Source organism: Streptomyces sp. NPDC086989 (assembly GCF_044745505.1).
Lineage (GTDB): Bacteria > Actinomycetota > Actinomycetes > Streptomycetales > Streptomycetaceae > Streptomyces.
In genome coordinates, this window is record NZ_JBIVAL010000007.1 from 219,337 (window position 1) to 244,431 (window position 25,095).

21 protein-coding genes are annotated in these 25,095 nt (G+C 70.0%); 6 read left to right on the forward strand and 15 right to left on the reverse strand.

All coding sequences use genetic code 11. The features are described from left to right. The 8 genes from ACIPK4_RS19015 to ACIPK4_RS19050 all read right to left on the reverse strand — a co-directional run. The coding region (locus ACIPK4_RS19015; RefSeq protein WP_402314394.1) for a non-ribosomal peptide synthetase at nucleotides 1–1,971 on the reverse strand (1,971 nt) is incomplete at its 3' end. 10 nt (nucleotides 1,972–1,981) lie between these two features. After that, nucleotides 1,982–3,202, reverse strand: coding sequence for a cytochrome P450 (locus ACIPK4_RS19020; RefSeq protein ID WP_402313981.1), 1,221 nt, complete (start codon nucleotides 3,200–3,202; stop codon nucleotides 1,982–1,984). Beyond that, nucleotides 3,195–4,436: an acetyl-CoA carboxylase biotin carboxylase subunit family protein gene (locus tag ACIPK4_RS19025; RefSeq protein WP_402313983.1), complete on the reverse strand. Its 1,242-nt coding sequence runs from the start codon at nucleotides 4,434–4,436 to the stop codon at nucleotides 3,195–3,197. The genes ACIPK4_RS19020 and ACIPK4_RS19025 overlap by 8 nt, the downstream gene beginning before the upstream one ends. Nucleotides 4,437–4,447: 11 nt before the next feature. Then, nucleotides 4,448–5,518: an alpha/beta fold hydrolase gene (locus ACIPK4_RS19030; protein WP_402313985.1), complete on the reverse strand. Its 1,071-nt coding sequence runs from the start codon at nucleotides 5,516–5,518 to the stop codon at nucleotides 4,448–4,450. Then, nucleotides 5,515–6,318: a thioesterase II family protein gene (locus ACIPK4_RS19035; protein WP_402313987.1), complete on the reverse strand. Its 804-nt coding sequence runs from the start codon at nucleotides 6,316–6,318 to the stop codon at nucleotides 5,515–5,517. The genes ACIPK4_RS19030 and ACIPK4_RS19035 overlap by 4 nt, the downstream gene beginning before the upstream one ends. After that, the gene (locus ACIPK4_RS19040; protein WP_402313989.1) at nucleotides 6,315–9,518 is read right to left on the reverse strand and encodes an amino acid adenylation domain-containing protein; all 3,204 of its coding nucleotides are present in this window, start codon (nucleotides 9,516–9,518) and stop codon (nucleotides 6,315–6,317) included. The genes ACIPK4_RS19035 and ACIPK4_RS19040 overlap by 4 nt, the downstream gene beginning before the upstream one ends. Continuing rightward, nucleotides 9,515–9,721: an MbtH family protein gene (locus tag ACIPK4_RS19045; protein ID WP_402313991.1), complete on the reverse strand. Its 207-nt coding sequence runs from the start codon at nucleotides 9,719–9,721 to the stop codon at nucleotides 9,515–9,517. Before ACIPK4_RS19045 ends, ACIPK4_RS19040 begins: the two co-directional genes overlap by 4 nt. 38 nt (nucleotides 9,722–9,759) lie before the next feature. Next, nucleotides 9,760–12,942, reverse strand: a complete 3,183-nt coding sequence (locus ACIPK4_RS19050) for an amino acid adenylation domain-containing protein (RefSeq protein ID WP_402313993.1) — start codon at nucleotides 12,940–12,942, stop codon at nucleotides 9,760–9,762. 439 nt (nucleotides 12,943–13,381) lie between these two features. Here ACIPK4_RS19050 and ACIPK4_RS19055 point away from each other — a divergent pair, with 439 nt between their 5' ends. From ACIPK4_RS19055 to ACIPK4_RS19075, 5 genes are all read left to right on the forward strand, one after another. Further along, nucleotides 13,382–14,662 carry a cytochrome P450 gene (locus ACIPK4_RS19055; protein ID WP_402313995.1) on the forward strand — a complete coding sequence of 427 codons (1,281 nt, stop codon included), beginning with the start codon at nucleotides 13,382–13,384 and terminating at the stop codon, nucleotides 14,660–14,662. Continuing rightward, complete coding sequence (locus ACIPK4_RS19060) at nucleotides 14,649–15,446, forward strand: FkbM family methyltransferase (protein WP_402313997.1); 798 nt, start codon at nucleotides 14,649–14,651, stop codon at nucleotides 15,444–15,446. Before ACIPK4_RS19055 ends, ACIPK4_RS19060 begins: the two co-directional genes overlap by 14 nt. A gap of 24 nt (nucleotides 15,447–15,470) precedes the next feature. Next, nucleotides 15,471–15,686, forward strand: a complete 216-nt coding sequence (locus ACIPK4_RS19065; protein WP_402313999.1) for a hypothetical protein — start codon at nucleotides 15,471–15,473, stop codon at nucleotides 15,684–15,686. A 17-nt stretch (nucleotides 15,687–15,703) separates the two neighbouring features. Then, nucleotides 15,704–16,033, forward strand: coding sequence for a hypothetical protein (locus ACIPK4_RS19070; protein WP_402314001.1), 330 nt, complete (start codon nucleotides 15,704–15,706; stop codon nucleotides 16,031–16,033). A 65-nt stretch (nucleotides 16,034–16,098) separates the two neighbouring features. Further along, nucleotides 16,099–16,470 carry a hypothetical protein gene (locus ACIPK4_RS19075; protein WP_402314003.1) on the forward strand — a complete coding sequence of 124 codons (372 nt, stop codon included), beginning with the start codon at nucleotides 16,099–16,101 and terminating at the stop codon, nucleotides 16,468–16,470. 99 nt (nucleotides 16,471–16,569) lie between these two features. Here ACIPK4_RS19075 and ACIPK4_RS19080 read toward each other — a convergent pair whose 3' ends face one another. The 7 genes from ACIPK4_RS19080 to ACIPK4_RS19110 form a co-directional block, all read right to left on the reverse strand. Next, nucleotides 16,570–16,908, reverse strand: coding sequence for a MerR family transcriptional regulator (locus ACIPK4_RS19080; protein WP_402314005.1), 339 nt, complete (start codon nucleotides 16,906–16,908; stop codon nucleotides 16,570–16,572). 204 nt (nucleotides 16,909–17,112) lie between these two features. Continuing rightward, nucleotides 17,113–17,418: an SCO5918 family protein gene (locus ACIPK4_RS19085; protein WP_402314007.1), complete on the reverse strand. Its 306-nt coding sequence runs from the start codon at nucleotides 17,416–17,418 to the stop codon at nucleotides 17,113–17,115. A 67-nt stretch (nucleotides 17,419–17,485) separates the two neighbouring features. Then, nucleotides 17,486–18,985 carry a DEAD/DEAH box helicase gene (locus ACIPK4_RS19090; RefSeq protein WP_402314009.1) on the reverse strand — a complete coding sequence of 500 codons (1,500 nt, stop codon included), beginning with the start codon at nucleotides 18,983–18,985 and terminating at the stop codon, nucleotides 17,486–17,488. Between the two features lie 312 nt (nucleotides 18,986–19,297). Next, the gene (locus ACIPK4_RS19095; protein WP_376195395.1) at nucleotides 19,298–19,501 is read right to left on the reverse strand and encodes a cold-shock protein; all 204 of its coding nucleotides are present in this window, start codon (nucleotides 19,499–19,501) and stop codon (nucleotides 19,298–19,300) included. 541 nt (nucleotides 19,502–20,042) lie between these two features. Then, a complete protein-coding gene (locus ACIPK4_RS19100; RefSeq protein WP_402314011.1) occupies nucleotides 20,043–21,443 on the reverse strand; it encodes a DNA-binding protein in 1,401 nt (466 codons plus the stop codon). Between the two features lie 103 nt (nucleotides 21,444–21,546). Beyond that, nucleotides 21,547–21,732, reverse strand: a complete 186-nt coding sequence (locus ACIPK4_RS19105; protein WP_402314013.1) for a hypothetical protein — start codon at nucleotides 21,730–21,732, stop codon at nucleotides 21,547–21,549. Nucleotides 21,733–22,081: 349 nt separating this feature from the next. Continuing rightward, a complete protein-coding gene (locus ACIPK4_RS19110) occupies nucleotides 22,082–24,289 on the reverse strand; it encodes a hypothetical protein (RefSeq protein ID WP_402314015.1) in 2,208 nt (735 codons plus the stop codon). A 631-nt stretch (nucleotides 24,290–24,920) separates the two neighbouring features. Between ACIPK4_RS19110 and ACIPK4_RS19115 the strand changes: the two genes are divergently transcribed. Then, entirely contained in the window at nucleotides 24,921–25,079 is a 159-nt protein-coding gene (locus ACIPK4_RS19115; RefSeq protein WP_402314017.1) for a hypothetical protein, read from the forward strand. Nucleotides 25,080–25,095 lie beyond the last annotated feature (16 nt).

Genomic DNA, 25,095 nt, shown 5'->3' on the forward strand with positions numbered 1-25,095 from the left:
CCGGATGGTGGGGGTGGCGAACAGGTCGGCGAGGGCGATCTCGATGCCCGAGGCCTCCGCGTCGGCGATGACGCGGATGGCGAGGAGGGAGTCGCCTCCCAGGGCGAAGAAGTCGTCGTCGAGCCCCGGTACCGCTCCCAGTACCTTGCCCCACACCTCCCGCAGCGTCCGCTGGTCCGGCGAGAGTCCGTCGTCCCCGCCGGCCAGTGCCCGGATGGTGGGGGTGGCGAACAGGTCGGCGAGGGCGATCTCGATGCCCGAGGCCTCCGCGTCGGCGATGACGCGGATGGCGAGGAGGGAGTCGCCCCCCAGGGCGAAGAAGTCGTCGTCCGGACCGATGTCGTCGACGCCCAGGACCCGCCGCCAGATGCCCGTGAGTACGGACCGGTCGTCGTCGGCGGAGGTCGGCACCGGCGCCTGCGGGACGCCCTGCGCCGAAACGCCCTCGGTGTCGGACCCGGCGACGAGGGCCTTCCGGTCGATCTTGCCGGACGGAGTGAGGGGGAAGGCTCGCAGCAGACGGATCGTGGCGGGCCGCAGGTAGGCGGGGAGGCCGGCCGCGGCGAATTCCGCCAGTTCGTGGTCCATCCGGTCGTTCCCGGGCTCCTCCGCCACCACGTGGGCGACCAGCTGGTGGCTGCCGACGCTGGTGGTCCGGGCGGTCACGGCCACGCCGTGGACACCGGGGCACCGTGCGAGGGCCGCTTCCACCTCGCCCAGCTCGACTCGGTGCCCGCGGATCTTCACCTGGTCGTCCCGGCGTCCGACGAACTCGATGCCGCCGTCCGGTCGCCGACGCCCGATGTCCCCCGTGGCGTACATCCGCGCTCCGGGGGAGGCCGAGTACGGGTCCGGGACGAAGCTCTTGGCCGTCAGTCCGGGCCGGCCGACGTACCCGCGCGCGACGCCGGGTCCGCCGATGAATATCTGCCCGGTGGCGCCCGGCACGACGGGCTGCAGGTCCTCGTCGAGCAGATGGACGGCTGCTCCTTCGATCGCCGAGCCGATCGGGATGGAGGCGTCGGGCCCTTCGAGGTCGGTGATCTCGTAGCAGCTGGCCAGGGTCGTCGCCTCGGTCGGCCCGTAGACGTTGGCGAAGGTCGCGCCGCGGCCCTCGGCGTGCCGGAGGTAGGTGCGTGCGGCCGTCAGCGACATCGCCTCCGCCCCGACGATGAGCCGTCGGACCGAGCTCAGACAGTCGATCTGCCGCCGAACCAGTTCGTGGAAGAGCGGGGGCGTGAGCAGCAGCATCGTGACCGCTTCGGAGCGCAGCACGTCGGGCAGCTCGTCCAGGGCGTGGTACGAGGCCGCCGGGACCACGAGCCGGGCTCCCGACAGCAGCGCGGCCCAGATCTCGAACGCCGAGGCGTCGAACGACGTGGGGGACAGTTGGAGGTAGATCTCCTCGGGGCCGAACGCGGCGTACGTCTGACCGCGGACCAGACCGAGCAGGTTGCGGTGGGAGATCCCGACGCCCTTCGGCCTCCCGGTCGAACCCGAGGTGAAGATGATGTATGCGAGGGCATCCGGGGCCGTCGCCCCGCGGGCAGCCACGCCGCCCGCGGCGCCGTGGACCGGTACGGAGTCCTCCGCGACCTGCACCACGGGCAGGCCGAACCCGGCTGCGTCCTCCCGGTGCCGGCCCGTGGTGAGCACGGCCTTCGCCCCCGCGTCGGACAGGATCCGGGCGAGGCGCTCCCGGGGGTGGTCGGGGGCCAGGCAGACGTACGTGCCACCCGCCTTGAGTACGCCCAGAAGGGCGACGACGAGCTCGACGGACCGCTCCGCGTACACCCCGACGACGGTCTCGGTGGTGACGCCGCTGCGGCCCAGCAGCGCGGCGACGTCATCGGAGCGGTGCTGCAACTCCTGGTATGTCAGCGTGGTTCCCCGGTGTACCAGGGCGACGCGGTCGGCGTGGCGCCGCACGACTTCGTCGAAGAGCTCGGGAATGGTCGCCGGTTCCTGCATCGTCAACTCTCTAGGCTCGCAACTTCAGTGGCAGGCTGCTCAGACCGCTCAGGAAATTTGAATGGACACGTCGGATGGGGCCCGTCGGCTCCATGACGCCCACGGTCTCGCGCAGGGCGTCGAGCAGAGCCCCGATCTCGATCCGGGCGAGGTGGACGCCGATGCAGTAGTGGGGCCCGTGGGCGAAGGACAGGTGCCGGTTCGGCTGCCGGGCCAGGTCGAACCGGTCCGGCCGGTCGAACTCGGCCTCGTCGAAGTTGGCGGATGCCGTCCAGGCCACGACCGCGTCGCCCTCGCGGATGCGTACTCCGCCCAGCTCCACATCGCGTACGGCGGTCCGGCCGACGTGCAGCGCCGGCGAGGTCCACCGGAGGATCTCCTCGGTGGCGGAGGATGTCTCGACGTCGCCGTTCTTCAGCGCCTGCCACTGATCGGGATGGTCGATCAGGGCCTTGACCCCGCCGATCATGGCCAGCCGTGTCGTCTCGTCCCCACCGAGGATGAGGCTGTAGCAGTTGAGTACGACCTCGTCGTCCGTGAGCCGATCGCCTTCCACCACGCCCGTGGACAGCAGGGTGATCAAGTCGTCGGCCGGGGCACTGCGTCGGGCCCGGGCCAGTTTGGCGAAGTACAGCAGCAGTTCGCCCTTGGCCAGCCGGGCGGCGCCCGGAGCGTGCGCGGCGTCCTCGGAGCCGAGCGCGCTGCTGGTCCGCTGCAGGATGAACGGCCGGTCTTCGGCCGGAACGCCCAGCAGGTCGCAGATGGCAGCGAGGGGAATGTGCGCCGCGACGTCGCGGGCGAAATCGCACTGCCCCGTGCGTACGGCTTCGCGGACGAGGTCGTGCGTCGCCGACCGGATCCGCTCCGCGTAGCTCTGCAGGGCACCAGGGGTGAAGGACTTCCACAGCAACTTGCGCATACTGGCGTGCTTGGGGCCGTCCGTCACGGCGAGCATGCGACCGGCCCCCGTGTCTCCGCCGGTCAGCAGCGTGTCCATGACGTTGCCGCCGGTGGAGACGAACGAGTCGGTGTCCCGGCACACGGTCAGCACGTCGGCATGTCGGCTGACCAGCCAGAACCCGCGCCCGTCGGAGGTTTCCCGCCGGGCCACGGGCTCGTCGGCGCGCAAGCGCCCGAAGTACTCCGAGAGGTCCTGCTGGGCATGCAGTGACGGATCCGTCAGATCCGGTTCGGTGACGGGGCGCGTGGACGCGCCCGCGGTACTAGGCATCGGACAAGCACCCCATGGAAATGGTCCGCTCACCATCGGCGAACGTGAAGGAATATGACAAAGTGCGTCCCGCCTCGGCCAGTTGGGCGAACATCTCGTCGTGGTCGGCGGCGTCTCCGGCCACGAGGTCCAGCGGTTCCGTCATCACTCCGCCCGGCAGCCCCGCCCCCGGCCGCAGATACGGCGTGTAGGCGGTGACGCCCTTGATCCTCAAGGTCTCGCGCCATCCGAGGACGGCCTGGAGCTCGCAGCGCTCCCGTGGCGCCGGGTTGTTGTACTGCCAGTACACCCGGCCCGAGGTCGGGACCGGTGACGGTGTCGAGGTGTCGCCGAGGGCGGCCGTGCCGGCCATGCGCACCGCGTCCAAGCCCGCCGCTCTGCGGGCGAGTTCGCTGATGTGTCCACCGAGACGGCCGTTCACCTCGATGACGCGGGGGCCGCCGGGGGTCAGCTTCAGCTCCGTGTGCGTCACCCCCGTGCCGAACCCGATTGCCCGCAGTGCGGCCGTCACCAGGTCGAGCACGGCGTCGGTCTCAGCGATCCCCAGCGGCGAGGGCCAGAACTGGCCCACCTCGCGGAACGGGGCCGCCAACGGGAACTTGCCGGTCACTGCGAAGTGGTGGGGCGTTCCGTCCAGTACGAGGCTCTCCACCGAGACGTAGTCCCCGAAGGGCTTGTGGTCCCGCCCGAGCAGCAGCTCCTCCAGTACGAAGGGTTCACCCGCGCCCTGGACGCGGGCCAGCAGACGGCGTCCTTCCTGCGCGTCGGTGACGGGGTGGGTCTCCCGGCTGCCCCCGCCACGCGCCGGCTTGAGCACGGCGGGCAGACCGACGGCCGCAACGGCTGCGTCCCAGTCGGCGCCGGAGGCGATCACCGCGGACCGCGTGGTGTCGACGCCGCCGGCGCGCATCAGGTCACGTTGGCGGCTCTTGTCGGTGACCGCCTCGGCCGCTGCGGCGCCGGGGCCCGGCAGGCCCAGGTCCGCGCTGAGCCAACCCGCCGTCCTGATCATCCGCTCGCTGAAAGTGACCACGCCGTCGACGTCCAGCGCCTCGACCGCCCTCCGGTCGGCTTCGCGGCCACCGGTCAACGCGACGGTACGGCCCAGGGCCGCCATGACCGGTTCGAGCCGCCGGGCGTGTTCGGAGTCCGCGACGCCGTACACGATCTCCGCCACGTCACCCAGGGCGCCCGCCATCTCCGCGGGATGGACCGCACCCTTGTCATAGGGCACCAGCAGCCGCTTCATCGGGCGGCGCGCCGGAGCTCGGAGACCTGGGTGGCGAACTCGTCCAAGCGGCCGTGGTTGAGGAGGACCTTCACGGGAACGCGGACACCGAGTCGGGAGCTCAGCTTCGCACAGCCCCGCATGGCTGCGATGGACGTGCCCCCGGCCTCGAAGAAGCGCGTCTGCCCGTCCAGGGCGGCGCCGGGGAGCAGCTCGCCCCAGACGTCGACGACCGCCTGCAGCACTTCGTCCTCCGCGTCCTGCAGCGCGGCGGCAGGAGCGGTTTGCGGCGCGGCGTCGGCGCCGCCGGCCGGGGCAGCCGTCCCCGGATGGACCAGAGCGTTGAAGTCCACGAGTTCCCTGCGGTAGTAGAAGTGACCGCCCGGCCAGGTCCGGGTGGTGAACGTACCGGTCGTCAACGACGCCCAGCCCCGGAGGACCTCGGCGGGCACGGCCTGGTCGTCGATGCCGCCCAGGGCGAACAGCGGGCACGACACCACCCGTCCGGGCACCGGATGCCGATAGGTCCACCCCAGCCGGAAGTCGTGCCGCACCACCGGCAGTGCCATGGCGAGCAGTTCGGGTTCGTCCAGGGTCTCCGCCGGCAGGCCGCCCGCCGCCACCAGAGACGCGGCGAGCTCGTCGTCCCCGAGGAGGTGCAGGGGCTTGCCGTGCCGGCTTTCCGACAGCGGGCCGTCACCGCGGGCCCGGGTGCCCGGGGGGCCGGCCGCGGACACGACCAGGGTGCCCACGGGCGTGCCGCGCTCCTGGAAGACCAGCGCCGTCTCCAGGGCGACGAGGCTGCCCATGCTGTGACCGAGGAGCAGCGACGGTGCCTCCGCGGAGAACGTGGCGTACTCGTCCACCAGCGCAGCGGCCAACTCCTCCACGGACGCGGCGAAGGGCTCGCCGAGCCGGGTCCCCCGGCCCGGGTACTGCACGGCGATGGCGCGGTGGCCGGCGAGGCGCTCGCCCCACTCCCGGACGGAGTGGGCGCTGCCGCCTGCGAAGGGGAAGACGAGTGCCACCGGGAGCTCCGGTGCAGCGTCGGGGGTGAGCTCCCAGAAGCTCGGCGAGAGCGGCCTCACGATGTCGGTCCTCCGGTGTTCTCCAGCGGCGCTCCGGCGTCGCGGTGTGCCGCGGCCGTGAGCAGGGCCGCGATGTTCTGCGGGTGTTCCATCACGTGGAAATGGCCTCCGGGCACGAACTCGACCGTGCATTCGGCCGTCGTGCACGTGCCCCAGCCGGCCAGATCGGTCCGGCTGACGGTGGGGTCCTCGGATCCGCCGACCGCCGTCACCGGTACCTCGACGACCGCGCCCGGCACGGGGCGGTGTAGCTCGCCCAGCATCGTGTCGTGACGGATGACGGGGAGCATCACCTCCAGCAGCTCGGGCTCTGCCAGGAGGTCGGCATCGAGGCCGCCATGGCCGACCAGCAGGTCGAGCAGGACTTTGTCGGACACCTGGTGGACCGCCCGGGTCTCCGCGGCCATCGCATGCGGACTGACACAGCTGGACGCGACGAGCCGGCGGACCCGCACCTCCCGTTCGGCGAGCCCGCGTGCGACCTCGAAGCCGACGATGGATCCGAAACTGTGGCCGAAGAGGACGACCTCCGCCGGGGCGAGCGCGGCCACGGCGTCGGCGATCTCCGCGGCGAGGACGAAGACGTCGGGTGCGGGCGCCTCGATGAAACGTCCACCGTGGCCGGGGTAGTCGACGGCCACCACGGCTGATGGGCCGATCATGGCCTGCGCCACGGGCAGGAACACACCGCTGTTGCAGCCCGAGTGCGGCATGAGGACGACCAGCGGGGCGCCGGAGGCTACGGGGTCCGCCTCGCGGAGGAGGACCAGGACGGGTGCGGATGCGGTGGCCGGCGTCACTGGTTCAGTTCCTTGCCGAGCCGTTCGGCCAGCGCGGCCACGGTCGGGGCCGAGAGGAAGTCCCGTACGGCGATCCGGATGCCGTGCTGCTCGCGGATCTTCGAGATGATCCGGACCGCCTGAAGCGACTGGCCGCCCAGGGAGTAGAGGGTGGCCGAGAGGTCGTTCACGGGCGCGCCCAGCACGTCCTCCCAGATCCCGGCGACCGACTCCTCGAGTGCGGTGCGCGGCTGCGCCGCATCCGGTGTCGCCTGCGCCGGCGCCGGTTCCGCGGAGGCCAGGGCCTTTCGGTCGACCTTCCCGCTCGGGGTCAACGGCAGCTCTTCGGCCACCCACACGCACGTGGGCACGACACCGGACGGGAGCCACGCGCTGCACGCTTCCCCGACCGCCGTGACCAGGGCGGCGGGGTCGGTCGTCCCCCGTGCGGTCACGGCCAGGCCCAAATGCACGCCCGCCGCCGTCCGGCTGACGTACGCGGCTGCTGCGGCGACGCCGCCGGCCCGGGATGCCGCTGCCTCGATGTCCGCCAGCTGTACGCGCTGGCCGTTGAGCTTGACCTGGTCGTCCGCGCGGCCGAGGTGGTGGAGGCAGCCGTCCGCCCCCCACCGGCCGAGGTCGCCGGTGCGGTAGACGCGGTCACCCGGCTCGACCACGGAATCGGGGAACCGGGCCTTGGTGAGGGCCTCGTCGCCGTGGTAGCCGAGGGCGACGCCCGCACCGCTGATGCAGATCTCGCCCACGGCACCGCGGGGCACCTCACGCAATCTCTCGTCGAGGACGTGAAGGCCGACGCCGGGCAGGGCCACGCCGATGCTGCGGGTGTCCTGACCGCGGGCGGAGGTCGAGAACGAGGCGCACACCGTTGCCTCGGTCGGCCCGTAGGCGTTGACCAGGACGGCCGACTGCTCCAGCTTCTCGGCGAGGGCCTCCGGCAGCGGTTCACCGGCCGACACGACCACCTTCACGGACGGCGGCAGCCGGTCCGCCGTCCCCAGCAGCGACGGAGTGGCGGTCAGGACCTGCGTTCCGTACGAGGCGAGCCGCTCCGCGAGCTCCTCGGGAGCGCAGAAGTCGAGGCGTCCCCGCCGGCCCAGGGGCAGCACCATCTCCCAGACCGAGGCGTCGAAAGATGGTGTGGCAACGGCGGCGAAGCGCTCCATCGCCTCCACCGGCAGCGCATCCTGCGCCGCGACCAGGTGGTCGAGGCTCGCCCGGCTCACCAGCACGCCCTTGGGCCGACCGGTGGACCCGGAAGTGTAGATGAGGTAGGCCGGGGCCGAACCTTCCACCTGCAGCGGAGCGGGACGGCCCCCGTGGTCGGGCGTGAGCGCCACCACGTCGTCGCGGTCAGGCGAGGGAGCGAGAACGACGCGGCCGGCCGTCCACGGCGCGGCCGGTGCGGGGGCATCGGACACGATGTGGCCCGCAGCGCTGTCCTCGACGATCTCGCGCAGCCGCTGCTCGGGATGGACGGGATCCAGCGGAAGGTAGACGCCGCCGGCCCACAGCACGGCCAGGAAGGAAACAAGGAGGTCCGTGCCCCGCGGCAGGTGCACGCCCACCACCGAGCCCGGGACGACGCCGGCCGCGGTCAGCCGGGCAGCCAACGCAGCCGAAGCCGCGCCCAGCTCGCCGTAGCTGAGGGTGCGCTGTTCGTCTGTGACCGCTTCGAGCTGGGGTTCGTCCCGCTCGGTGGCCAGGAACCGGTCGAACAGGCCTCGGGCGGCGGGCTCGTCCGGTGCCGTTGCCGACGCCGGCTGACCGCTGCTCCGTACGGCGGGCTCGTCCCCCGCCAGCGACAGGTCGGCAAGGAGGGCGTCGGGGCGGCCACCGCAGTGGGCGAACACCACGGCCAGCGCCTCGTTCATCCGGCCGATGGTCTCGGCCTCGAACAGTTCCCTGTTGTACTCCATGTATCCGGCGAACCGGTCCCCGTCCGGGGCCATGGTCAGCGTCAGGTCGAAGATGCTGGTGCGCTCGTGCACCATGAGCGGCTCCACCGACGCCTCGCCGAACACCAGGCTGCCGCGGTTGGCCGTCTGCAGGGCGAGGGCCACGTTCACGATGGGCGTGGACCGCTGGTCCTCGTCCGCCCGCCGGTGGTCCTGGACGATCTGGTCGAACGGCAGTTCCTGGTGGTCGAAGGCCGCGAGCATCGTCGCACGGACCTGCCGGAGCAGTCCGCGAAACGTCAGCTCGCCGTCGAGCCGGACCCGGATCGGCAGGAGGTTGACGAACATGCCGATGAGCGACTCGAGTTCGGCCCGGGACCGGTTGGCCACGGGGAGACCCACGACGACCTCGTCCTTGCGCGTCCAGCGGCCGAGGAACAGCGCGTAGCCGGCCGTGAGGGCCATGGCCAGTGAGGCCCCCTCTTCCTCGGCCACCGCGCTCAGGCCCCCGCAGACACCGGACGGCACCACGACGTCGTGCAGGTCGCCCTTGAACGACTGCACCACGGGACGGGGATGGTCGGTGGGGAGGTCGAGCAGCGGCGGGGCGGAGCGCAGTTGCTCGCTCCAGTACGCGGCGTGCTCGCCGAACCGCCCCTCGTCCACCGATCGACGCTGCTCCTCGGCGAACGTGCCGTACGTGGTGCCGAGTTCGGGCAGCGTGACCGGACCGCCCGCGACGAAGTGGTCGTAGAAGTGCGAGATCTCGGTCTGGAAGACGCCGAGGGACCAGCCGTCGAAGGCTATGTGGTGCACCACGAAGGCCAGGACGTGGTCGTCCTGCGCGATCCTCCACAGCTTCAGGCGCAAGGCCGCGTCCGCACCGAGGTCGAACGGTTCGCCGACGTACTGCTGGACCGCGGGTACCAGCCAGTCGATGCCCTCCTCGCCCGCAGGAGCCTCGACATCGGTGACGTCGAGGACCACTGGCGCAGCCGGGTCGACCACCATGACCGGCTCGTCGCCCCGGTACACGTAGCGGGTGCGCAGCGGCTCGTGGCGGGCGATGACCGCTTCGAAGGCGCGGGCGAGGCCGTCGTGGTCCAGGTGGCCGCGAAGCCGGTAGCAGAAGGCGGAGCCGGTGTTCTCGCTCTCTCCCAGTCCGCTCTGGAACCACAGCCCGCGCTGGCCCATGGAAATGCGCCCCGTGTTCGCAGGTGTCGCGTCGGGGCCCTGCGATGCGGCTTCGGCGCGCTCTGCCAGCCACTTCGCGATGGCTGCCCTGCGATCGGCCGTCTGGTTCACTCACTGCTCCCGGACATCTGGTCGATGAGGCTCTGGGGACGCATGTCCGTCCACACCTCATCGACGAATTCCATGCACGCTGTCTCCGTGCCGGTGAATCCCGCTGTCCGCCAGCCGGCCGGTGGACTCAGCCTGGCGGGGTGGATCGCGTACTGCCGTTCGTCGTTCACGAGTACCTGGTGGTGGGCGCCAGAGGCTGTCATGTGTCTCTTCCTGGCAAAGTGAAAGAAGGGAGGGGGGTTCAGGGGGCTTCGCCGATGGCGGCGAGGATGCGCTGCTCGATCTCGTCGGCGAGGTCCTGGAGCACGGTCTTCTCGAAATAGAGGCTCAGGGGCACGGGCAGGCCCAGTCGGTCGCCCACGCGCGCCGCCACCCGGGTGACCAGCAGGGAGTGGCCCCCGAGGACGAAGAAGTCGTCGCGGGCCGACACCCGGGCCATGCCCAGGACCTCGCCCCAGATGTCCGCGAGGAGTTCGGCCACGGGACCCTCGGGGGCCGTCAAACGAGCCTCGTCGCTGGCGGGCGCCGGGCGTTGGGCCAGAGCGACCCGGTCGACCTTGCCGTTCGGTGTCAGGGGGAGCTCGGACAGGCTGACCAGTGACGCCGGCACCATGTGCTGCGGCAGCGTGCGGGCGAGACGGTCGCGGACCTCTTCGGGGTCGGGGCCGCCGCCCTTCGCGGCTTCGGGCACGAAGTACGCGGCCAGTTGCTTCCCCGCGCCGGGCAGCTCGCGGACCACCACGCAGGCGACGGCCACTCCCTCGGTCTCCAGCAGGACCCGCTCCACTTCGGCGGGCTCGATCCTGAATCCGCGGATCTTGACCTGGGTGTCGCTGCGGCCCAGGAAGACCAGTGTCCCGTCGTCGTCCCACCGCATGCGGTCGCCGGTCCGGTACATCCGCGATCCGTCGGCGGCGAACGGGTCGGCGAGGAACCGCGAGGCGGTCAGGCCCGGTCGGCCCGCATAGCCGCGGGCGACCCCGGTGCCGCCGACGTACAGCTCGCCGGGGGTCCCGTCCGGCACCAGCCGCAGCCTGTCGTCGAGCAGGTAGAGGAGCCCGCCGGGCAGCGGACCGCCCAGCGTGACCGCCGCCCCCTCGACCTGCTCTCCGGCAGCGCTGACCACGGACACTTCGGTGGGGCCGTAGAGGTTGGAGAGCCGGTAGTGCAACCCCTGGGGCACCGCGGGCAGCTCGTCGCCGCCGACCTGCACCGCGCGGATCCGGTCGGGCAGTGCGAGCCCGGCGCCCTCGATCGCAGTGAGCACCGGCGTGACGAGGAAGGCGACCGTGGCCCCGGAGGCGTCGAGGAAGCGGCACAGCGCCGCCGGGTCGACCCTGGTGTCATCGGGTACGACGACGAGGCAGGCGCCGACGGCGAGCGCCGGGGCCATCTCCAGGATCGCGGCGTCGAAACTGATGCCTGCCAGCTGGGGGATCCGGTCGTGGCAGGTCAGCCCGTACGTGTCGACGTACCAGTCGACCATGCTGCCCAGTCCGCGGTGGGGGACCTGTACTCCCTTGGGGCGACCGGTGGTCCCGGAGGTGTAGATCGTGTAGGCGACGCCGTCCGGGCAGGGTCCGGCCAGCACCGCCGGAGCAGTGCCCGACCCCGCGGCCGCGGGCCGCAGCACGGTGCACGGGCCAGCCCACTCCGCGGCTCCCTCCGGATCGGCGGTGACCAGGACCCGGATACCGGAGTCCTGAGCCATGTAGCGCAGCCGGTCCACGGGGTAGCGGGGGTCGAGCGGCACGTACGAGGCGCCAGCCCCCATGACGGCGGCCAACGCCACCGCGAGCTCCGGGGAGCGGGGGAGGTGGACTCCCACCGGGCTCTCGGGCCCGACGCCGGCCGCGCGCAGTTCGTGCATGAGCCGCGCCGCGCGGTCGGTCAGCTCCCGATAGGTGAGCGTCTCGCCCGCCGCCACGACGGCCGGACGGTCGGGATGGCGTGCCGCGGACTCCCACACACGCTGCACGAAACCCGGTGCCGGCGCAGCGGCGCCACCCGCCCCCCTGGAAAGGAGCTCGGCGCGCTCGGCCGGGCTCACCAGGGGATGCGCCGCCAGGGGCAGGTCGGGCCGATCGCAGAGCAGCCGTAACAGGTGCAGGTACCGGACCCCGAAGGCGGTGACGGAGCGGCGGTCCAGTATGTCGACGGCGAACGAGAGCGCCAGGTAGGAGAATCCCGCACGGTCCTCCAGCTCGGCCACGAAGTCGAAGTGCGTGCTCTCCCCGTAGGCGAACGGCACGGGGGTGCCGAGCACGGAGTCGCCGGCGGGCTCGACCTCGCGGATGTCGTTGAACACCGCCTGGACCAGCGGTGCGCATCCGGGAACCCGTTCGGGAGCGAGGTGGTGGACCAGTTCGTCGAACCCGAGGGCCATGTGCTGCATGGACTCCAGCACCATGTCACGGTTGGACGACACCAGTTGCCGGAAGCTCATTTCCTCGTCGATCCGGGCCCGGAGGGGCAGGATGTTGACCAGGGGTCCGACGAGGTGCTCCGAACCCGGCTCGAACCGGTCTGCGGTCACCGTGCCCACCACGATGTCGTCCTGACCGCACCAGTGGCCCAGAGCGATCTGAAGAACACTCAGATACACGGCGAAGTCCGCGCTGTTGACCTCGGCGGCCAGGCCACGGGCACGGCGCCGCAGCACGTCCGGGATCTCCAGCTCGACACGGTCGCCCTGGTGGGAACGGACCGCGGGCCGCGTGCCCTTGAGCGGCAGCTCCAGGACCGGTGGGGCGCCCGACAGCTGCTGCTCCCAGTGGACGAGGCAGTCCTTGATGTCGGCGAGTGCGGCGTCGCCGGCGGCCTGCTCACCCAGGTCGGTGAGCCGCAGTGGGAGCTCCGGCAGTTCCGGCGTGCCGTGTTCGACTTCGGCTCGGTACAACTCGGACAAGTCGTTGTGGAGAAGGCCGAGGGACCAGCCGTCCGTCGCGATGTGGTGCATGACCAGCATCAGCGTCTGCTCGCCTGATGCGGAGGTGAACACGCGGGCCCGGAAGACCGGTCCAGCGGCCAGGTCGAACGGTTCCCGGAAGAAGGCCGACTGCTGGTGCTCCGGGGACGGCTCGCCTTCGGAGCCCTGCCGCACGACGGAGAGCTCCGGTGGGCGGGAAGGTCGGACGATTTGGAAGAGTTCGTCCGCGATGACTTCGAAAGTGGTGCGCAGTGCCTCATGCCGTTCCACCAGCCCGGACAGGGCGCGGCCTAACGAGGTGAAGCACACGCGTGGTTGAAGTTTGAGGAGCAGAACTGAGTGGAATCCCGCATTCTCGGATCCCGAGTCCTCCCGAACTCGACTTTCCAGCCAAATTCGGCGCTGGGCCGGCGTTGCCGGAGCCCTGGTCTCCGTTTGTGGTTGACCTGTGTGGATATGCAAACCTGCCTCCCCCGTGCTCGCACTCTCGGTCACGCCCCCTCTCGGCAGGTGATCTTGGAGGAGGCCGTTGCACGATACACAGCACCACTCATCGAGTGTCAACTGCGAATCACTCAAGTATCGTTGCCGCTCAGAGGGGGTGCCGGGGCGTTCGGTCAGGCCATACCGGACGTTGTCGCACAGAAGCTACCGTACGCGGTTTTTGTGGGGGCGAGTGACATTCTGGCGTGATAGCGAAGATTTTGCGGCGCGGCGAGCCGAACCGATCACTCTGTACGCACCAGTTGACGTCTGATAGGAATGATCGGCGGCGTGCGGTCGACGATCGGAATTCCGTGCGGCACGCCGACCGGGAGCCGTGGCCGGGGCCTGAACCCGTGAGCATTTGCTCCTGCGTCTTTTCTTGCCGATCTCTGCGCCATTCGCGCGCGCCAACAAATTCAGTCACGGCCACGCCGGAGGGGGAAGCGTCATGTACTCGGGAGGGGGCAGGCAGCGGGAAAGGTGCATCGATCTCACCGATCCGGCGCTGTTCGCCGACGATCAATTCATCGATGTGCTCGGGCACCTGCGGGAGGAAAGCCCGGTTCATTTCCACGAGGAGGAGGACGGACCGGGATTCTGGACCCTCACCCGCCATGCGGACGTGTCCCACGTCTACGCGAACGCGGACCTGTTCAGCTCACGCAGCGGCATGCGCCTCGGGGGCCATGCCGATGCAGTCAAGGCCGTGGCCGACAAGATGCTGATCGTCACGGACAATCCCGAGCACGTGAGGGTGCGCAGACTGGTGGGAGCCGCCTTCACGCCTCCCGTCGTCCGCACCCTTGAATCCCACGTCAATGACGTTGTCGGGGAGTTGATGGACACGACTCTCGGCGGCGCCCCTTGTGAGTTCGTCTCGTCCGTCGCGCGTCCCCTCCCGACACACGTCATATGTGCCTTCATGGCACTGCCTCGCGGCGACTGGGACTGGATCGGCCGGTTGACGACCGAGGGAATCGACTCCGAGGACGAAGAAGTCCGCATGGCTGCCAACACGGAGCTGTTCCTGTATTTCACCGAGGTGATCGAGGAGCGCCGGCAGAAGCCGGGTCCAGACCTGATCAGCATCCTCGTCGGCGCCGCCGCCGAGGCGGAGGCATCGGGCGAACACCCGTTCTCCGACGTCGACCTCGTGGTGAACCTGGCCGGCATTCTCATCGGCGCGAACGAGACGACCCGGTATGCGGTCGCGGGCGGACTGGTCGCGCTCGCGGAGCATCCCGACCAGTGGGCCCGACTGCGACAGGACCCCGAACTCGTCGCTCCGGCAGTGGAGGAGATCCTGCGCTGGGTGTCGCCCGCGGTGCACGCGATGCGGACCGTCACCCGGCAAACGCGGATCGGCGATCAGGTCCTGGCTCCCGGTGACCGGGTCACCGTATGGACCCACGCGGCCAACCGTGACCCGGCCGTCTTCCCTGATGCCCATGTGTTCGACGTGGCACGGCGCCCCAACCGGCACCTCAGCTTCGGCAGCGGCCGCCACGTCTGTGTCGGTGCCCGACTCGCGCGCATGGAGATCGCCGCCTTCCTGGAGGACCTGCGCACCCGGGTCGCGGAGATCGAGCTGACCGCGCCCGTGGAGTGGAGTCCGTCCAACTTCACACGCGGTCCCCTAAAAGTCATGGCACGGCTGAGCCCGGTCAGCTCGGCAGCGACCGCAGCGAAAGACGGCGACAGAGAGGATTCCCACGATGAAGACCGATGAACCGAGCGCGGGACAGTTGAACGTCGAGCTGCCCAACGGGCAGGCCGTTGCCTGCATCACCGAGTCCGAAGCGCTCCTGCTGTGGTCCGAGATGTCCGAGGAGGGCATGTACGGCATTGCGGCGGGCCGCCTGCGCCCCGGCGATGCCGTACTCGACATCGGGGCGAACATCGGACTGGCTTCGCTGATGTTCCGACACACGGTCCCGGACGTGCGGATCATCGCGTTCGAGCCGGCGCCGATGACCTTCGCGTGTCTCGAAGAGAACTTGCGCCGGCACGTTCCGGGGGCCGTTGCGGTGCGCGCCGCCGTGAGCGACGAGGTCGGGGAGCTGGACTTCACCTTCTACCCGAACTCTCCGGGCAACTCCGGTCTCTTCGCGGACCGCGAGGCGGACGACGAGACGACCCGGCACTTCCTGCGGAACTCGGGGATCGACGAGGAGTTCATCGACGAACTCCTCGAAGGCCTCCACTGCGGTACGTCCCTCACCGTGCCCGCCACCACCGTATCGGAGACCATCCGCCGGTACGGACTCGATGACATAGGCCTCTTGAAGGTCGACGTCGAGCGCGCCGAACTGTCCGTGCTGCGAGGCATCGAGGACGACCACTGGCCGCGCATCCGCTGCGTGGCTGCAGAAGTGCACGCCGAAGGCGGTCGTTTGGAGGAGATCGTGGCACTCCTCGGAAAGCACGGTCTGTCCGCCGAGGTCTCGCAGAGCCCCAGGCTGGTGGGGACTCCGCTGTACGACCTCGTTGCCACGCGTGCGGACAGGCCCTGACGGGCGCGGCGCAAGGAAGAAGTGGTGAACGAGGTCGGAGGCGTGTCGGAGGGTGCAAAGGAACGCCTCGCGAACGTGGCGGCGCGCCATTTCAGGGACAAGGAGATCATCTTCGTGTCGCCGCGCGCCGCAGCCGCGTCCTGGCTGCTCGACCTCCTCCAGCCGCACGGTATGGACACCCGTTCCTGGTGGTGGGCGGCGCATCGCAGCTGTCGCCCGAGGATCGCTTCTTCGGATTAGGTGTCTGTGCCGACTCCGTGGACGATCGGCTGAGGAAGCTCAAGGACCGGCTCGTCACGCCGTCCCCCGACCTCCGCGCGGCATTGGACGCATTCGATGCCGATCGTGAGGCCCTCGTCGTCACCCCGCCCTTCGAGCGCGGGCACAGCACGCTCTTGGACCGCCGCTGCCTGGGATGGCGCCGGCCTGAGTGGTTGCGGTACGAGGACAAGACGATCGCGGACTCCTTCTGGAAGCGGGCCGGAGCACGGCTCCTCCCCTCCACCGTCAGCGCGCTGACGAAGGAGTGCCTGGCCGAGGCGTTCGAAGCCTGCGATCTGGGGCAGGACCGGCGAGACCCTCCGTGACGAGGCCGAGTACCGGGGATCCTTCGGCGTCGACGCCATCCTCTCCGCGGACGGTCAATGACCGCATGGGTGGCATCCTCGCCCGTGACACCCCCGCGGACCTGGCGGAGATCGCCGCGTACGACATCACCCGCGTCGACCTCGTCGCCTGCAACTACTACCTGCTGCCCGAGCGGCAGCAGGGCATCGACTTCGCCGCCTTCCGCGAGAAGATCGACGTCGGCGGCCCGGCGATGCTCCGTGGCGCCGCGAAGAACTGCGAGCACGTCATCCCGCTCGGTGACCCCGACGACTACGACGAGGTCCTCGCCCTGCTGGAGTCCGGTGCGGGCAGCCCCTCGGCGGTCCCCCTGTCCCGACGCCTGGCCCTGGCGGAGAAGGCCTTCCGGATCAGCGCCGCGTACGACGACTCGGTCCGCGCCCTCTTCCAGGCCTGACGCGGGCGGCCGGGGGCGGGCACCGGGTGCGACACGGTGCCCGCCCGAAGGCGGGCCCGCTCGCCGGGCGGCCGGCGCCGACACCGGACTGGGGGCGGGTCAGCCGGACGTGTCGGAGGGTGTGCCCGCGGCGCGGCGGAACTCCTCGTTGAGGCGCTGGGCCTCTTCGAGCTGGTCCTCGAGGATGACGATGCGGCAGGCGGCCTCGACCTGCATGCCCTGGTCGACGAGCTCCCGGGCGCGGGCGGCGATGCGCAGCTGGTAGCGCGAGTACCGGCGGTGGCCGCCCTCCGAGCGGAGCGGGGTGATCAGGCGGGCCTCGCCGACGGCACGGAGGAAACCGGGCGTGGTACCGAGCAGTTCGGCGGCCCTGCCCATGGTGTAGGCGGGGTAGTCATCGTCGTCCAGCCGGCCGCCGAGCGAATCGTCCGCTGTCATTTGCACCTCTTCTTGGGAACGCGTCGAGGGGCCCTGTTGCCGTACGGCACCAGGGCCCCGGAGGAAATTCAACACCATCCGCCGGCTCTGGTGTGTTTCCTGCCCCGCGGGCGGGTGTTCGCGCTCGCGGACGCCGCGCACGGCGACAGCCCCGGCCGGCGCGTGCCGGTCGGGGCTGTCGGGGCTGTCGGTGTCGTTCGGACGTCAGACGCAGACGGGGCCGCCGAGCATGGCGGACGCCTGCTCGAGCGGACTCAGGGCCGCCGCGGGAGCCTCGGGCAGGCCGCGGAGGGTGAAGCCGAGCCGGGTCATGGCCCGGATGACCTCGCCGGCGCTGAAGTCACGGCGGTCCTGGCGGGTGATGACCTCGCCGACCTGCATGACGGGGTAGACGCGGCGGCCGATGATCACCGACTCACCCACGACGGTTTCGGGCTTGACGCCCTTCATCGATTCCAGCACGCCGGCCTTGGTGAGGTCGAACGGGAACCGGGCGATGACACAGCGCATGATGCCTCACTCACGGGAGGAAGGGGGAAGTACGGAAGCGGGAGGCGGCCCGGGCGCGCCGGGGGCCCTAGGCCGCGGCGTCGAACGTGCCCTGGCGCCGGCCGCCGCGGCGCGAGGACTGCGGGGGACGGCCCCGTCGGCCGCGCGGCCCGGCGCCGCGTTCGGTGCGCTCGCGCACCGGCACCGTGATGACCACGGGGATGCCGGACGGCGTCCGGGCGCCGGTGATGCGCTGCAACTCGGCCTCACCGGAGCGGACCTGAGTGGTCCGCGGGGTGATCCCGGCGGTGGCCATGAGGCGGGCCATGTCGCGCCGCTGGCCGGGGGTGACGAGGGTGACGACGCTGCCGGACTCGCCCGCACGGGCGGTGCGTCCGCCGCGGTGGAGGTAGTCCTTGTGGTCGGTGGGCGGGTCCACGTTGACCACGAGGTCCAGGTTGTCGACGTGGATGCCGCGCGCGGCGACGTTGGTGGCCACCAGCACGGTCACGTGCCCGGTCTTGAACTGGGCCAGGGTGCGGGTGCGCTGCGGCTGGGACTTGCCACCGTGCAGGGCCGCGGCCCGGACGCCGCTGTCGAGGAGGTCCTGGGTCAGCCGGTCGACGGCGTGCTTGGTGTCCAGGAACATGATCACGCGGCCGTCGCGGGCGGCGATCTGCGTGGTCGTGGCGTGCTTGTCGGCGCCCTGCACGTGCAGCACGTGGTGTTCCATCGTGGTCACGGCTCCGGCCGAAGGGTCGACGGAGTGGACCACCGGGTCGTTCAGGTAGCGGCGCACGAGCCGGTCGACGTTGCGGTCGAGGGTCGCCGAGAACAGCATCCGCTGGCCGCCCGGGCGGACCTGGTCGAGCAGGGCGGTGACCTGCGGCATGAAGCCCATGTCCGCCATCTGGTCGGCCTCGTCGAGCACGGTGGTGTCCACGTCGTCGAGCCGGCAGTCGCCGCGCTCGATGAGGTCCGCGAGGCGTCCGGGGGTCGCGACGACCACCTCGGCGCCACTGCGGAGCGCGCCGGCCTGCTTGCCGATCGACATGCCGCCGACGACCGTGGCCATCCGCAGCCTCACGGAGCGGGCGTAGGGGGTGAGGGCGTCCGTGACCTGCTGGGCGAGCTCGCGGGTGGGGACGAGTACGAGGGCCAGCGGACGACGGGGCTCCGCCCGCCGTCCGGCGGTCCGGGCGAGCAGCGCGAGGCCGAAAGCGAGGGTCTTGCCGGAGCCGGTGCGCCCGCGGCCGAGCACGTCACGGCCCGCAAGGGTGTTCGGCAGGGTCGCGGCCTGGATGGGGAACGGGACACTCAGGCCCTCCGCGCCGAGCGCGGCGAGCAGAGGGGCGGGCATGTCCAGCTCGGCGAACCCCTCCACGGCGGGCAGCGCGGGTGTGATCGTCCGGGGGAGGGCGAACTCGCCCTGTACGGCGGCGGGCCGACGGCCCTGTCCTCCGGGCCGGCCCTGTCCTCCCGGGCGCGCCTGGCCGCCTGAACGGCCGGGGGCCGCCGCGGTGAACCCCTTCCGGCCCGTCCGGGAGGAGGAGGCGGAGGAGCGATCGGTCGTGCGTGTGCGGTTCATGCGGAACCTTCCTCGAATGCGGCGCATATCAAGGAATTCCCGAAGCGGCGAGCGCACGGAGAATTGCAAGAATGGGCCGGATGAAGCGTGAAGCGAATCTGGCCGCCAAAGACGAAAATCAGTGCGGACTCAGGTGCTGGAAACGGGGACGCGGCGCGAAGGCGGTGCCGGTGTCCCTGGGCGAGGATCCTCGTGCGGAGGGCCGCTAATCCCCCCGGATCGTCCCGCAGGTGAACTCACTGCGGGGAAGACATGCAGCTGGGGCCCGCACCCCGAGGGATGCGGGCCCCAGCTGCACAGTACGCGTCAGCGTCAGGCGACGACGATGTTCTCGGCCGTGGGGCCCTTCTGACCCTGCGCGATGTCGAAGGAGACCTTCTGGCCTTCCTGCAGCTCGCGGAAGCCCTGCGCGGCGATGTTCGAGTAGTGGGCGAACACGTCAGCGCCGCCACCGTCCTGCTCGATGAAGCCGAAACCCTTTTCGGCGTTGAACCACTTCACGGTGCCACTGGCCATGTCTAATCTCCTTTGGGGCAGTACAACGGGATCCGCACCGTGCGGATCTCGTGTCGCCGCGATGATTGCCCCGCCGGACGATAAGGCCGGAATGCACAAGCGCTGACAGTGGACGCGGAGTCCTGCTGGGCGCTTGCAATTTTGGGAACCACAACTGCAACTGAGATCGACAGTAGCACGGCACGGTGGCCCGCGCCGTAAATGTGCGCGCCCTCTCCTAAGCTCTTCTAAGCCGTGAAAAACCCTCAGCGCGCGGTCCGCCAAATTCTCATCCCGTGAACACAGATATTCCCACCCACCCGTGCGCGACACCATCACCCCCGCCCGGTCAACGCCGGGTCGGCACGCGCACCGCGAGTACGGAGCACCAGAACCGGCATCTCGTACCACGCACCGATGTGGACCGCCTCGTCACTGGCGGACGGGGGCGCCGACTGGCTGAGCAACGTGGCGGGGTCGCCCTCGCCGGCGATCAGCGTGGCCAGCGACGGCTCGCCGGGCTGCCAGGCTGGTTCCCGGCCTGTCTCCCCGCAGCTCGGGTTCAGTTGCCGACGAGGCTCTGCATGGCATCCACGGACAGGCGCGCGGCCGGATCCGCTGCCCCGGCATCGAAGCGGATGCCCTCGGCCGACAGGACGTCGGCGGGAGAGTCTGTGCGTGTGCGGTCGGTCCAGCGGAAGCCCGGGCTGATGCGGCCCGCCGCGTTCAGGACCCGCCAGGCGTTGGGGCACTGGCCGCACGTGGCCAGATGGGTGCCGACCGGGACGGCATGGCTGCCGATCACGGTGGCCACGTCCCCGTATGTCGCCCACCGGCCCGCGGGAACGGCCGCCAGGACTGCGTGCAGGCTCGTCCAGTCCTTGCCGGTGCCGCCGAGCTGCTTGGCCAGGCCGGCGAGGCTGGTGCCGGCCAGGGTTCCCCACTCGTCGGGGTCGACGGCGTACGGGATGTGGACGGTGTCGACGTCCCACCAGGTGGTGCCCTGTATACCGTCGGCCTTGCGGCCGGTCACGCTGGTGAAGATGTGGTTGGCCAGTCCGGTCGGGGTGTACGGCTTGCCATCCGCCTGCCATGTCAGCGGCTTGGCGGTGTTGTTGTTCCACGTGACGCGTGCGCGGCTGCCTTCTTCACGAACCCAGGCGAGGATGTCCTCGCGGATGCCTTCGGTCACGCCGTGCCTCGGCGTGAGCGTGAGCAGGGTGCCGTCCGGGAGCACTCCGGCGCCGACGACGACATGCACGGCGTTCCGGGCCCGCGAGCGTTCTTCCAGCTTCTGCGCCGCGGCCTTGGCCTCGATCCGGGCCGGGGCAAGAGTGAACTCCTCGACCTCCGGCGTGGGGTACACCTTGGTGAAACCGGCGACGAGCTGCTCCCTCACCTTCCACAGTCCCACCTGGATGAGGTCGATGTCGAGGTTCATCTCCGACAGCCACACCACGGTGTGGGTGACCTGCTTGGGGAAGTCGGCGGCGATGATCACCTGCCGGGGGCGCTGGAGGAGATCAGGGCTCCATTCGCCGTCCACGTGGTCCAGCAGGCGCTGGCGACTCGCGTCTAGTTCGAGGATTTCCCCCCTGCCCTTCCGGAAGTCGCGGTGAGCTTGTGCCAGCGTGTCCAGGTCGAACCGGGACACCAGGGCGGCGTAGGTGATCGCCTGGAGGTGGACGTCCCGGTCGGCCGTCCCACGCTTGAGCTCGGCGACCACGAGCCGCCCAGTGGCATCCAGCCCCAGGACGTCCAGGCGATCTCGCGCCGGTACCCCGTCCGTGTCGGCCCACCGGTCGAACTCAGAGGTGATCACGAGCACCGACTCCCCGAGGACCTGCGGATTGGCGATCACCCACTCCTGGAGGTGCTGTCGCTCGAGGAGGCCTTCCGCCGCGAGCGCAGTCGCTGGGACGGGCGTGGCCGTGTCACCGTCGACGGTGAAGAGATGTTCCACGCTGCCCCCCCTGCCCCGGTTCGCCAGCCGGGCGCTGCCAAGCTGGCCGTCCTGAGCTTATGTGCGGGTCAGGCAGGATGTCCCACGTTTGCGGACCTCCTGCTCATGGGGCGGGTTTCGCGCCGGTCGCGTGCCCGGGGAAGGGGAACACTCCGGCAACGTCCAGCCCGGCCTCGGCTGCCGTCTTGCCCACGACGACGGCGCCGGCCGGGAGGACCCCGGTGCGGTGGTAACCACTGTTGACTTCGATGCACCACCTCGACCGGGCGCGCGGTCTCCCGAACGGCATGCCCGAGACGCTGAACACTTTCGACGGGATCGGCCCCCACGTGCAGGGCAGCGGTCTCCGCGAGTTGGCGCAGCCGCCGAGCCCTGCTGCCGTCGAGCCAGATCGGGTGGGCGATGAACAGATCGGTGGCGCCACCACCGGTGCGGAGGGAGCCCATCGGCCGCGATGCACTGAGCAGCTTCTCCTACCCAAGGTTGTGCGTCGGTGCAGTCTCTCGTGAGCAGAGCTGGGCCGTGACCGCCCGACCTCGCAAGCGGTTCGCCGCGATCGTCGTCGACCTTGGGCAGAGCGTGGGGGCGTAAGTGCAGGGCTGGTGCTTAATCAGGAGAGCCGGCCCTGTCGCGTCCCTTCACTCCGATTCCGCCATCGTCTCCAGGAGTTCAGGCAGTTCACGGAGGCGGGCCACTGTCTGGTTGAGGCGGCGTACAGCCGCGTCGGCCCGGCCACGGGTGATGGGCGGAGACGCTGAGGAATCCTCCGCCCGGCTCTTCAGAACCTGGAGTAGCCGGCGGATCTCGGTTGATCCGTCACTGACACCGTGGATCAGTTCCTCGATCCTCACCATCAGGGTGTCCGCCACGGGCGGACTCGGGGGAGGGCTCGCCGGGATCGCCAACTGTGCCGGGTGTGCAGCCTGCGTTCCCTGGGCGGGGAGGACGGCGGCAGGGGCGGTAGGTGGAGGGGGATCGGTCTCCGCCTGGGCCCGGACCTGCTCCCGCGCTGGGGCCGTGGCCCGTGGAGCAGGGGCGGTGGCCTGCACGGAAGGCGCGGGCACGGGCGCCTTGCGAGGCCGCGTGCCCATCTCTTTGGGGAACTCCATGTCGAACCAGAGGGGCGTCATCTCACGGCCCGGCAGCTGCAACCCGTTGCTGCTGACCCGCCATGGTCTGCGGTCCCCCTCGTCCATCGCTGCGACCAGCGCCCTGAGGACGCCCACCGCCATCATCCGCTTCTTCTCGTGGCGCAGCGCTTGCAGGACGTTCGTCACCGTCCGCCGCCCCCTGGCCACGCGCCCGCCCGTGTCGTCGATCGCCTCCTGGCCGTCCAGCGAACCACGGTCGGGTTCCACCAGGCCGAAGGAGGCCAGCCAGTGCACAGCACGGTACGAGACCAACTCCTCGAACGCGTCGTTGTCGGTGTGCGCGCTCGCGAGCAGATCAGGCAGCGGGCGTCCTGAGAGGACCACGCCGTCCCTGATCTTGGTGGTGAAGATTTCGCCGATCCTCGGATTCCACGGCTTCGGGTAGCTCTCGGAAGTGAGGGCCGACCAGGCCCGGGCGCGCTGGTGGATCTCGGTCGCCTTCAGTTGGGACGGCGGATTCTCGCTGAGTGCCCGCTGGAGAAGGTGACGCTTGAGCGGCTCGGTGGGGAACAGCGCCTGCAGCAGTGCCATGGAACGCCGATCACGCAACTCCGAGACGGACATGTCCGAGGAGGCATCGGGGAGTTCACGGATGGGCGCTAGGCCGGAGAGTACCTCTGCGGTCTTCTCGTCCATGAGCTGCCGTGCGACGTACATGCCCAGTACGCCACGCCCCAGGGCGCGGGAACGGCCGACGGCATCGAACTCCAGTGGCGGGTTCACATGGTCGCGACGGTTGCTCATCTGGACGATTCGGTAGAGGCGCTGTGGGGTCGGGGTGCCGATGACGAGATGCGCTTCCACTACGGCGATGGCCGCGGCGCGGTGTGCCCGCGCGCCGGTTTTCGGGTCCAAGTCTTCTTCCGATTCGGCGAATTCCCGGTTGAGGAGAGTAGAGAATTCGGCCAGCCACACCTGCGGGTCGCAGACGACGCCGCCCTGGCTCCGTCCCAGCTTCTCGGCCGGGACACCCGCGAGCACCTCCCCGGAACTCAGACGGAAGATCGATTGGCGCTTCTGTGTTCGATTATTTCCGCGGACTGCCATCCATCCCCAGTACGCGTCCGGATGGATAGGGTTTCCCTCCATGTCCACTTCCGGGTTTTCCTGCAACCGGATGTGCTGCGGAACGTACATTCCGGGCTCCTGCTGCCCGTTGAGGACCAGATCCTCGCCGAGGTCGTACTTTCGCTGCCGGTCGTACTTCAACAACGCATCCGCAGCGTCCTCGGCATCCATGATCAACGCTTGCCGGTTCGGTACAGAACTCTCCAGGGCCGCGAGGAAGCATTCGCGTCCTTCATCGTCGACATGACTCCAGGGGCGAACCGAAGCCAGCGTCTTCTCGGTTCCCTGTGCCACCGTCGGGTCTGCCACGGAACGCCAGATCGAGCTGATGCGCTCGTTGTGGCTCCACAGCACGCCCCCGACACCGTGCATGCGGACGACCGCCACCAGCATCTCACCGGCATCCGTGCGGATACGGCGCACCGCTCCGCCCTTGAGTCTGCGTACACCATCGGAGTCCGGCTCTCCGAGCGATTCACGAGGGTCGGCGATGAAGGGGGCTGCGTTCTCCAGTGCGCCGCGGGGAAGGTTGACCCCGTCCGTGGCCAGCACTGCCTCGATCCACTCCTCTTGGCACTCCTTGGAAGCAGGCAAGGGGAAGGGGCCTTCGATGACGGCTTCAGGCATGTGCATCCTCACATCACTCGGAGTCTCGGGCGTGGCCCGCCACCCAATCGGCGATCTTGTGTGCCGCGCGCAGGGCAGGACTATCGGTGAACAGTCCGAGGCCCATGAGAACGAGCCTGGCCACACTGATCCAAATGCCGATCCGGCGATGAGGGCGGCACTTCATCCGATCTTCACTCGAACGGGGTGGTTCTGTAGGAGAATCCATGATCGATGCCCTTCGGGACAGACGTGGCAGCACCGACCAGCCGGTCAACTCCTGCGTCGCCTTGGCTTGTTAAACAGACGAGCGGAAGCTTGACACTCTCCATCGCCATCGCGAGCCGCGACTTGGGGCGTTCACTCTCGCGGAGTCACGGTCGAACTTGTGATTGCGTGAAAGGAGTTGGGAAAACCAATCCACACGCCGCCAAAGTATTTTCACTCAAACCAATGAAGTGCCTTGCGGTATTTATAGATCAGTGTTAGTGGTGCGTGCGGTGCGCCCCTCTTGAGGGTGGGGAGGGGGCTTAGCCCGGAGAAGGGTGCGGCGGACGCACGACCGAGGGTGCGGCCGCAGAGGTGTGCGGTGTTGTAGTCATCGGGCTCGCGGCAGCCGCCGTGTGGCGTCCTCGGTGCGGCGGCGACGGCCATGAACGCCTGGGTGGGTCCGCGGCTGGCCGCACTGGTCGCCGATCAGCAGGCCCCTCGCGTGGTGCATGCGGCTCTCGCAGGGGAACGCGAAATGCGCGCGGTCGGTGCGGCGATCGGGACGGCGGTCGCCGTGGCGAAGGCGGCCCTCGGGCACTGACGCCCGCCCGCACCGC